General features: G+C 43.0%; 11 protein-coding genes. All 11 read right to left on the reverse strand.

Annotation, left to right across the window (positions count from 1 at the left end):
• Positions 1-201: 201 nt before the first annotated feature.
• Positions 202-1,260: a serine hydrolase domain-containing protein gene (locus tag AC1RR2_RS20675; RefSeq protein ID WP_493224177.1), complete on the reverse strand. Its 1,059-nt coding sequence runs from the start codon at positions 1,258-1,260 to the stop codon at positions 202-204.
• A gap of 66 nt (positions 1,261-1,326) precedes the next feature.
• Positions 1,327-1,791 carry a glycosyl-4,4'-diaponeurosporenoate acyltransferase CrtO family protein gene (locus tag AC1RR2_RS20680; protein WP_493224178.1) on the reverse strand — a complete coding sequence of 155 codons (465 nt, stop codon included), beginning with the start codon at positions 1,789-1,791 and terminating at the stop codon, positions 1,327-1,329.
• 98 nt (positions 1,792-1,889) lie between these two features.
• Positions 1,890-3,122, reverse strand: coding sequence for a serine hydrolase domain-containing protein (locus tag AC1RR2_RS20685; RefSeq protein WP_493224179.1), 1,233 nt, complete (start codon positions 3,120-3,122; stop codon positions 1,890-1,892).
• A 213-nt stretch (positions 3,123-3,335) separates the two neighbouring features.
• The gene (locus tag AC1RR2_RS20690; protein ID WP_493224180.1) at positions 3,336-3,971 is read right to left on the reverse strand and encodes a hypothetical protein; all 636 of its coding nucleotides are present in this window, start codon (positions 3,969-3,971) and stop codon (positions 3,336-3,338) included.
• Between the two features lie 256 nt (positions 3,972-4,227).
• Positions 4,228-4,704 (reverse strand): hypothetical protein, encoded by a 477-nt coding sequence (locus tag AC1RR2_RS20695; RefSeq protein WP_493224181.1) that lies wholly within the window; start codon positions 4,702-4,704, stop codon positions 4,228-4,230.
• A 288-nt stretch (positions 4,705-4,992) separates the two neighbouring features.
• Positions 4,993-5,472, reverse strand: coding sequence for a NuoB/complex I 20 kDa subunit family protein (locus tag AC1RR2_RS20700; protein ID WP_493224182.1), 480 nt, complete (start codon positions 5,470-5,472; stop codon positions 4,993-4,995).
• A 113-nt stretch (positions 5,473-5,585) separates the two neighbouring features.
• Positions 5,586-6,479: a helix-turn-helix domain-containing protein gene (locus AC1RR2_RS20705; RefSeq protein ID WP_493224183.1), complete on the reverse strand. Its 894-nt coding sequence runs from the start codon at positions 6,477-6,479 to the stop codon at positions 5,586-5,588.
• A gap of 574 nt (positions 6,480-7,053) precedes the next feature.
• Positions 7,054-7,902: an REP-associated tyrosine transposase gene (locus AC1RR2_RS20710; RefSeq protein WP_493224184.1), complete on the reverse strand. Its 849-nt coding sequence runs from the start codon at positions 7,900-7,902 to the stop codon at positions 7,054-7,056.
• A gap of 147 nt (positions 7,903-8,049) precedes the next feature.
• Complete coding sequence (locus AC1RR2_RS20715; RefSeq protein WP_493224185.1) at positions 8,050-8,742, reverse strand: hypothetical protein; 693 nt, start codon at positions 8,740-8,742, stop codon at positions 8,050-8,052.
• Positions 8,743-8,907: 165 nt separating this feature from the next.
• A complete protein-coding gene (locus AC1RR2_RS20720) occupies positions 8,908-9,591 on the reverse strand; it encodes a DUF4253 domain-containing protein (protein ID WP_493224186.1) in 684 nt (227 codons plus the stop codon).
• A gap of 172 nt (positions 9,592-9,763) precedes the next feature.
• Entirely contained in the window at positions 9,764-10,603 is an 840-nt protein-coding gene (locus AC1RR2_RS20725; RefSeq protein WP_493224187.1) for a hypothetical protein, read from the reverse strand.
• Between the last annotated feature and the right edge of the window lie 152 nt (positions 10,604-10,755).

Genomic DNA, 10,755 nt, shown 5'->3' on the forward strand with positions numbered 1-10,755 from the left:
TGGTACAAAGCACCTGCATACTCTATGCGTAATGGTCTCGCCATGTCAGTCTCCCGTTGATTTAGTTACGGTTGAGTCTAGGATGGCAAAAGATTGATGTCAAATGTAAGGTTTGACCCCGTGATTTCGTGATTTGCTCTTGGGGGATAATGGGTGCCCTTTTTTGTCTTTTTGGTTTTGTCAAACTACTATTAAGTGCGTTTATTTTTTTAGTTTGTATTTATTGATGTCGTCATACAAATTATTAACTACCTTTTCCAAAATTCCCCCTGTTCCATTAAAGCTAGTATTTGTCAATATGGAGATTCCTATATTTCGCTTAGGATAAATCACAAACCAATTCTGCATTCCGTAGATTCCTCCGTGATGTCTAATAATCAGTTCATCACCATCTTCTATGATGTACCAATGATAGCCAGCCCAAAAATCCGAACCTTCTTTAAACAATTTTTTATGCGCTTCGTTAATAATAGGATTTGATTGATCAAGCTGCAATTTCATATACTTCACTAAATCCGAAGTAGTAGAATGTAATCCGGAAATTCCACCCCATAAAGTTCTATTGAAGTTAGGCATTACCTCATTTTTATCGTTATAACCTTTTACCAATCTTATTCTGTCATTTTCATCGAGTGTAAACTTGGTGAGATTCATTTTGTTTGGTTTCAAAATAAATTCAGTTACCAATTCTTCAAAAGGTTTTTTATACACTTTTTCAAGTATATATGCAGTCACCTCTGGAGCTGTGTTGGAATAAAAGTATACTTCCCCTGGTTTCGTTTTAATTTTGATTTGTTTTAATCCTTCAAAAAATGCCTTTTTATTTTCACTTCTTATTGGCATATTAGGAAATCCACTTGTATGTGTAATGAGGTGTTTAATTATTATTGGTTCACCATTAAATTCTAAATTAGGATATGGTTCATCAAGGTAGATTCTAATATCGTCATCTAAATTTATTTTTTTATCAAGTACGGCTTTCGCGGCTATATAACCTGTAAAAGTTTTAGTTACAGAAGCTATTTCATAAAGAGTAGAATCGTTTGGTTTGTTGCCTTTTCCAATAGTTAATTCTCCAAAATGTTTTATTGTTGATTCCCCATCTTTATACACTGCAACGGAAACAGAATGAAATCTTTTGTCCTCTAATAACTGAAGCGCATTTTTTGTAATTGCATTTTCAACATTTTGTTTACTGATTTGCTGAGGATTTTTACATCCAATTAATGCAAAACATAAAATAGTTATTAAATATTTCATTGTCATAATTTATAGTTTAATTTTGGTTGGGCGGTTAAATAGCGCATAGCAAATATTTTTTATCCGTTACTTGCGTCGCTCCATGGCGGCAATAAGCTGATACAAACGTCGCTTATTGTATTGCTGGAGCAAACACGGGTAGAGATTGCCGACAGCATTGAAAAAGACAAAGCTGAGTCCTACCTTCGGTCCGTATGAGCTCCACGCAAAGACCGTCAGTACCGTCATCACAGCAAAGCCCACCCAATGCGATACTTCAGCGGTCGCAATGTGCGCTCGAATATCCTTCAGCAATTGCAGGTCACGATTCTTCGGCAGTTTGATATTGGTATTGAACAACCGTAGCGGCGTCGCCAGCAGAATCTTCCGAAACCAATCGACCCCAAGACGTTCATATGTCTTTGAATCCGCAAACAAGAAGCGCGCGCTCATCCATTCATAAAAAGACATCCGGCGCAGTATAAGATCCGCGATGAATCCAATGATGAACGACAGAAACATGACTGCGATCGCGTTATTTAAAAGTGTCATTCTTTAATCCTCGATATTCCCAAATATCTGGGTTACGGTGGTTACTGCTGGCATACGATGAACGCGCCAAACAAAAGAGAGACCAAGAATTATTGCCATTATTTGGGCAAACCCTTACCAGCTGCATTTTCTCGCGCGGCGATCCTCTCAACTAATGTATTGATTGCGTTTTCCATGGCTCGCGCAGTTTTGTCGCCACTCTGGTTGGTAATGACAAATATGCCCAAATCGTACTTTGGTAGGATGTAAATGTAGCATTGCGAGCGAGGCACTCCACCATGATGAGAATAGTAATCGCCCTTCACGCGATCACCTGTGACGATGTTCCAAAAGTAGCCGATACTGAACTCGGAATCGAATTCAACGAGCTTGCGATGCGATTCCGTCACGACAGGTCCTCCGGCCAGCTGAAACTTAAGGTATTTCACCATCTCTGGGACGGTCGCCTTCACGTTCCCTGATGCCCCCCAAGGCAACTGTGGCATCGGCGTGGTCGGTGCCGCGTTATCGCTGTGATAGCCAACCGCAAGCCGGGTTACATCGGCAACATTGAGTCTGATTCCTACGTCAGTCATATTGGCAGAATCGCGAAAAAATCTGCCGAACAGAGTTTCGTAGTCTGTTTTGTAAACCATTTCTAGAATATGCGCAGTAAGTTCCGTTCCGGTACCGGAGTAAGCATAATCTTTCCCTGGCATCTGACTAATTTTGACAGTGCGCAAATCCCTAAAAAAATCAGCCTTTCCATAATGCATATATACGGCATTGAGCTCGTTTGGCGTACTGTGCTTAGTAAAGTTCTTAAGCACTTCGTTCACGCGTTCCGGCAACATATTTGGTAGGCCGCTCGTGTGCGACAGCAAATGACGGATACGGATAGGTTCACCCTTGTACTGTAAATTTGGATAGTCCCCACGTAGATATATCCGAACATCGTCGTCCAGACCCAACTTGCGCTCCAAAACGGCATTAGCCATCATGGTTCCCGCCATGGTCTTGCTCAACGACCCAATTTCGTAGAGTGTCGCATCAGTTGGAGGAGTTAACTTTCCGACTTCCATGTCGCCACGGTGACGGATGAATTCCTTGCCCCGATATACGATTCCGATTGAGGTCGAATGAAGCAGCGGTTGCTCGATCAGCGTTTTGGCGACCTCATCGATATCCGCCCCCAGATCTTTCGTCGGAACATGCTCCCTCGTGCAACCCACGGCCAACATTGCGGTGAGTATTACGAAGCAATTAAACCAACGCGTGTTTCGTGCAATCAAAGCCGGTGCTTGTACGCGGCAGCAGCTAGGAGCAAAAGTTAAAAACTTAGTCATCGACATAGTCTGAGGTTCCACCTAAAACGAATAGCGTTTATCCGCCGCACCGGAAACGCAAAGTAAAAATCCGCGAATACTGCGGCGGATAAACCTTGTTGTTGTGCCTTACGAAAAGCTTACACCTTACCGAGTTCGATAGCAGAATCGTAGGGTGGGCTCGGCCTCATCGTGCCCCATACAAGGCTATTGCCTTACGAAATAATTACACTTAACGTGTTACTCAAAATGGATATCGATTAAAAAATAACGGGGAATCGCAAATTTTTTGCCTAACTCTTCCGGCTTCACATCTGACTGCACAACATCACAATATTTAGTAGAGCCATCGGCCGCCTTAAATGGCTGCATAAAGGTCAATATAGTGTTGTTGGTATTTAGTGCGATATCGACGTATTCTTTTCTGCCTTGGAAGCTTTTTAAAGCAAAATCCTTTTGATCGACTTCGATGTCATATTCCCTGTCAACGCTAAATCCATCAAAATAAAAAGCAAACTTTGCCTTGTTTTGCGGAGTACGTTGCACCAATACGCTAAATCTAAATTTGTCCTTCTTTATTTTGAAATAATCATCTTCTCGCGAGTCGAAGACTTCATAAGTTTTCACCAATTTGCCATTGACAAAATCACGGATACTGATTTTGAAATTTTTGTCTAATAAATGTAGGCCATTAAATTTAGCGTTGGCAAATTTGATGTCCTGAAAACGCATGAGATTCGCTTGATCTTCATTGTCTACGGACTCGCGCATGCGCAGTTGAATATTTGAAGGCGTCGATGATTGAGCAAAAGCAAGGTGGGCACTAAAGGCATAGTGAAATAAAAAACAGATTAAAAATACACGTAGGGTAGACATAATTTCGCTTTTGAAAAGTTGGGGAAATAAGATGTTGAGGTGTTTTATCTTTAATCTTATTTAAAAGAACGTGTACTCATAAAAACCAATTATTATAATATATGTGAAATATATTGCAAATATTTCAAAATAACGCCATGTAGAAAAAATAGGCAAAGCAATTTATCTGCGAATCCACTGCACCAAAGAAAATGAAGTATCGCCATAATCAAGGTTCATAAGGCGCAATACGCTTGCGGTTATTGCCTTACCGAGTTCACTTCGTCGCACCAGCCTCAGTCTTAATCACGACAGGAGGCGGGATGCGTCTAGATTCGTCTTCCAATCTCAATTTCAAAACGCCGTCTTGATAGGTCAGCAGCCCTGTGTAAGAAAAAGTCGTCTTGCTGTCAGGAGAAGTTTCCCAATCTAACAAGCCCATCACCAATACACCTTCTGTGCCAATGACTTCATACGATAGATCACGCCATGCCATCGCGATAGGAGCGAGCCATCTTTCCCTATATTGTTTCTTCAACTCTTCAGGGCTGACGAAAGCTTTACGTCCCTCGCCAAGGCGATAAGAACCTCGCGCATCATATCGATTAACAATGACATCTCTTTTTCCTGCGAGTAAATCCTCCGCATAGCTTGCCATGAAGGACTTCGCATCCGACAAGATAGTGGCCTCAGAGCGAACTGTTTGCGCAGATGCAAAACCTTTCGTAAATAGTATCGCCACCAATGCGGACATCACAATGTTTCGGAAAATGGACGGCACTCTCTTTAGAAAAAGCAGAGCGCGGGAATATTCTGTTTTTCCTTGCACCTGAATTTGTGAATCAAGAGACTGACATACTTTACTCAACAAATTTTCAAACATAGAGTTCCTTTAAAGACGATTTTAATCATGATAGATAGATCTATTTCTAGCTTTTGAAGTTAAACCTGGATGGTTATAAAACTCGTTCACAATGAAGAGGCTAATTTAAATCCTTTACAAATAAATTATTTCTTAAGAAAGAACTGCGCCGACTTTACCTTATCGCAAAATGGCATTTTGTCTGCGTACTTTATTCTGTAACTGTAATATGCCGTAGATTAGCGCCTCGGCTGTAGGTGGACATCCCGGCACATAAATATCAACCGGAATAATCCTGTCACAGCCACGAACGACAGAGTAAGAATAGTGATAGTAACCACCACCGTTAGCGCATGAACCCATAGAGATAACATAACGCGGCTCGGCCATTTGATCGTAAATTTTGCGCAGCGCGGGCGCCATTTTATTCGTCAATGTTCCCGCAACGATCATCAAATCAGCTTGCCGTGGACTAGCGCGTGGAATCATGCCAAAACGTTCCATATCATAGCGTGGCATGGCCGCTTGCATCATTTCGATCGCGCAACAAGCCAATCCAAAGGATAAATACCACATGCTATTGGTTCTGACGAGATCGGCAACGTCATCCAGACGCGCCAAAATAACATGGTCTTCTTTCAGAATTTCTAGTGCTTGCATGCTCAACTCCCGAGTGGAAAAATTGAGCCGGAGTTTAATCACATAGTTAAAATCATACTTGTACCTAAGCGACAAATTTGTACCGAGCCGTCATCAAGGCGTAAGTCACGTCATCATTGAGGCGGTATAAATAAGTTTTGGAACTCCATAGGGCTAAGTTGATACACCCAATAAGCAGGATCTTGTGCCGCGATTCTTTGCAATAAATGAGTAGGGCTGATGCCCGCCATATCCTGAAATTCTTTGTGCATGTGAGCCTGATCGTAGTAACCGGAATCTTGTGCGACTTGGGTCAGATCCCCCCATGCTGAACCTTCAATGGCGATACGTTGCAAAGTAAAACCGAAGCGAACTAGGCGACGTAGTTCACGCAAATTGACGCCGAAAGTAGTGCGTATGCGACGTTCTAATTGACGTTCTCCTATACCAAAATAGGCGCTTAGTGCCATCATCGGGAAGAAGATTCTTTTATGTGCTGCGACAATGGCATCGCCCAAAATATTCTTTTTTTTCTCATGCAAAACCTGGCCAAGAAAAGCATGAAAATCACGTACATTACTCTCTGCATCACCACGTACATTACTCTCTGCATCACCACCTACTTCACTACCCGCCTCAAATGTTGCATCGATTTTTTTCAAGAGCGCAGCAACACATATTGGATCGAAAATTTGATCCATTGCCATAGAACTATTGAGTAGGCTAGTGATTTCTAGAGCCACTGTTTTCGATAACATGCCAGGAATAAGGCAGACCGTCATTGTGATGGTCTGTGGCGCGTACTCGACATACATGGGCTCGGTGAAAGGCCCACGCAAAAAGAAACGAGGCAGGCTTTCGCGCCGTCCATCCGCATGCACAATCTCTGCGCTACCTCGTACCATCAACATGATGGAAGGAGATAAGATCGCAGGTATAAAGGCTTGATTGGCTGGCTGTGGCAACCAAAGTGTATGCAAGAGTAATTGTTTGAAACGTGGCAACGGAGGAAAAATTTGCAAACCCATAGATGCTGGTCGTTGAAAGTGAAATAATTTATTGGCTTAGTTGTGACTGAACAGCAGAGAATTTAACTGACTGGACATAAAAAGGGCGCGGAACAAAATAGGCGATGCCAAGACTTGCCCCCATTCTATCTCCATTCTCTCGGCCATGCTTACTGCCTCATTCTTATTCAGAGAGGGCAAACTCAATCAATGGGCGGAAAAAAGGGCAGTTCTAACATCAATACATTTTATTCATGATATTGGAATGTTAGCACCCGGTAAGTGACCGCATAAATACGCTTGCGTCATATTTTCATTTCGCGTGTTTCCCAAATTCACAAGTAATCCAATGGTTTGATGGGGGCTTGTTTTTGTTTTTTGGGGATGTCTTTGAGTGATTGTTCGGGATCGAGCTTGCATTGCATGGTAAGTACAAAATCGTCGTCACCGAGATAGATTTGGTTCTTCAGGCTCTGCCAAGGAGAAGGCTGTCCTTTGACCTGCTGGGGATTGGGGGGAAGACCTTACATTTGACATTCAGGAATAATGGGGTCAAGGAATAATGGTGTCAGGCCTTACATTTGACATTCAGCAGTCAATCAACACCACTTTCGTTTTGTTTCACAGCCCGACTAACCGTCGCGTAGCTCACTCCGAAATGGCTACCTACTTGCTCAAGTGTATAGTGTCCGCTCAAGTATGCCAGTGCCATATTTTCATTGCGCGTGTTTCCCAAATTGACGAAGTAATCCAATGGTTTGATCGGGGCTTGTTTTTGTTTTTTGGGGACGTCTTTGAGTGATTGCTCGGGATCGAGCTTGCATTGCATATCGAGTACAAAATCGTCGTCACCGAGATAAATTTGGTTCTTTAGGCGCTGCCAAGGAGAAGGCTGTCCTTTGCCCTGCTGTACAAATTCACGATAGCGCTGCTGTGCGATATTCTTTGTCTTAGCAAATCCACCCAGAACCCAATCGGTCGTTAAACATGCCACGCCTTCAGCCAATCCGGCAGTAGCACGATAGCTACTCCACGGCCAGTCTTTGGCACTGCGCACCATGCCAGCACGTACCGGATTTAAGGCAATGTAGCGCGCCAATTCAAGCAGGTAGGATTCTTTCTGCACCAATATCGCTTTAAATCGCCCCTGAAAAACATGGCCAACGCGTTGATACTGCCGATTGACATACTGGGTATAAGAGCCATTGAGCAATTTCATACCGTCAGACAAACTTGCGCGGTTTGTTTCAATCAACAGGTGGTAGTGATTATCCATCAGACAGTAAGCGTGGCAATACCAATCATAGCGATCCACCGCGATTTTCAACAGCGATAAAAACCGCTGTCTATCATCGTCATTAGCATAAATATTCGCTCGTGCATTCCCACGTGCAGTAACGTGGTACAAAGCACCTGCATACTCTATGCGTAATGGTCTCGCCATGTCAGTCTCCCGTTGATTTAGTTACGGTTGAGTGTAGGGTGGTGAAAGAGTGATGTCAAATGTAAGGCCTGACCCCGCGCTTTGTGTATGACCCCGCGCTTTGTGTAAGGCCTGACCCCGCGCTTTGTGTTAGTTTGGGTAAAGTGATCACCAGCGTCCGACCACGTACACCGATTCGATACATTGTAAATATGGTCTAGACATATCAAAAAACATTTCGGCTCCTGTATCGCTCTTTCGGTAATATTCACGAGTCTGTGCATGATGACCATAGAGCCTCGCTTCACTTTGAAGTTCCCAGCCAGCATCAAGCGCAACTCTACGAAATTCGAGAATACTTATACAAAAATAGGAGTCAAACCAGACTTGAAATTCGGACTCTCTTTCCCTCCTCCGCAGCTCCATCCCAAGATACCAGTCCCGCCAAGGTAATATGAGGAAGAGAAGTTTATTGGCATCACTATCTCTACTCTTATATGGTGTTTGCTCGGGGATCTTTAATTGAAAAACCTGTTCAACTACTTTCTTTTCCACACGCCCATCTTTGGTAAGCAAAATTCTCCCGAGATTGACAAGAAACTCTTCCTTCGAAAAAGGATAGGGCGGTAAAAATTTGTCCTTGATCTCCCCCAGTACTTCTTGTGTTTTTTTGTCCTCAGTTCCTTGTATCGATCCGTTTTGCAACATGGAAGATTTCGACAAACAGAAAGCTGGAGAAGGCAACATTGTGAGCGTTGCTAAGATCGAAATCGCTAAATGTCCAACACTTCTGAAACACACGAATCGGCATAGCTTGAAAATCACATCTTTAATCCACGCTTTATTGATGGAACCAGTCATGTACGTCTCCAAACAATCAAATAACCCGTCACTCTGAAAATCCACAAAATGGACAAACTACCCACTCATTTTTCATCGAAAAGTGGAATCAAAAATTGACTTTATTGGGGCAAATTGACACCCAATGCCAACTAAACTTTTGAGACTATGATTCACTAAAAACCCTCAATCCCACCAAAAATACCAAACCTCAGCATTCAACAGCGTCGCTGCGAGATTGGAGATAGTTTCGCAGCCTTGATCGACGATGTCCGTGCAATACCAATATTGCTGCCATGCGAGTTTGATTGCGGCTTCTTTATCGCGCGGTGGGTTTTTGACGATACACTCGATCACGTCACCTGAGACGCCGACGATCTCAGCGCCGAATTCTTTTTGCCAATAACGATGCATCGCGCAATGCACTACGGGATCGGGGCAATCATTCCAGCCGCCATATTTTAAGGCTGCAGGTAGATGCCAAGGCTGCGCTATTTTTGCTGAGCCTAAGTAGACCTCGGGTCGCACCTCGCTCGTCAAGATATCGCGATGCAGTGAGATCGCGCCTTTCTGATTGATTTCGCCAGGCCACTCGCCTAGCGTGTCGTCTTCGCTGAATTCATATTCCTCGGCTTCCGCACGACGCTCGCGCACCCATGCCGCCACGTCAAACTGCGCTGCTTCATGAAGAATCTCGTCAACTGATTGTTCGTTATATTCTGCCGCTTCTTGAAGTCGCTCGACATCGTCGGCTTCGCCGATTAGGAAGGGGTAATCGCCTGATTGAGAATAGCTGTTTCGTTGTTGCATCAAGGAGGCGATGGCGGCATCGCCTGAGATTTTTTGTTTGGTGAATGGTTTGGTGTTCATGTTTATGGATTTGAAAAAATGATGAAAGTTGGACGTTACCGCCATGGAAGATCTCATTCTGCCCATATCGAAATGTGTCATATCGAGACTTGACCCTATGCCTGTGTTATTGATGTATCGCGCAGTGCGTTATGGGATCAGGGCAATCATTCCAACGGTCATACTAGTGCGTTTAGTTTTTTCCTTGAGCCCAAATTGTGCCTGTGACAGAATCAATATTCGTCAATGTGATTTTAAATCGTACCGTGGTTAGAAGCTCACTAGCAAATAGACCATGAATTTTGTCAACAAGGCCTGATCCTTCTTTCGGTTCGAAATGTTTTGCGAATTTGAGTTGATTCTGTTTTATTAATTTTCCATCTTTCTCAATAACAATCGTCGAGATACTAAATGGAGCAATGGCAGATAACTCACTCAGAAGCTTTGGTGTTAGAAAGATCGATTTATCTTCCTTGTCACTATTCACCTTATCTTCTTCAAATTGAACAACTAAATTTTCAGCAACGTTAGTCGCAAGGCGTTGATCAAGGAAAGCCTTAACAGGCAAATCAGCGGCAATATCTCCACGACCGGAAAAAATTCGATCTGCAAATTTGAGACAGTTTTCATTTGTTTGTTCTTTTGACGAAGTCTCGATTTGTTTCAAAATCGTACTCACAGAATATTCTAGAATTTTTGGCAGATACACATGCTCCAATTCCTCAGCTAACTCGGGACGTCCCTCGTTTTTTGCCGACTTCTGTAGCGATTCTCGCAAACCAGCAATGAGCACGAAGTATTTCTCATTTCTCTGTGTCCACGACGATAAAACTTTGGTCGCTATTGGTTCGAAATCCGTACTATTTTTTGTACAACTCATCAAAATTTTATTTACTAATTGCCCCTTGGTTATGAGCGATGCAAACGCAGCACCTTGAACCTCTGCCTCGTTTTTATATTGTAAGTCGTCTGCGGAACTAATTTGACATAGCAAGAGAATAGAGAGCAGAAAGAACAAGCGTGTAATCTTCATCATGAGTTTCCATTAAAACTGTGTATTGAGTTCAGGCGATCAAATATTCTTATGCAATATTTAATCAACAACTCTTGTAACCCTCCCGTAAAATCAAGCCATGCATAACTAGAGATCTTGAGGCAAACTTATGTGCCAAAGGAGAACAGAAA

Source organism: Undibacterium sp. GW821-FHT11H02 (assembly GCF_058808015.1).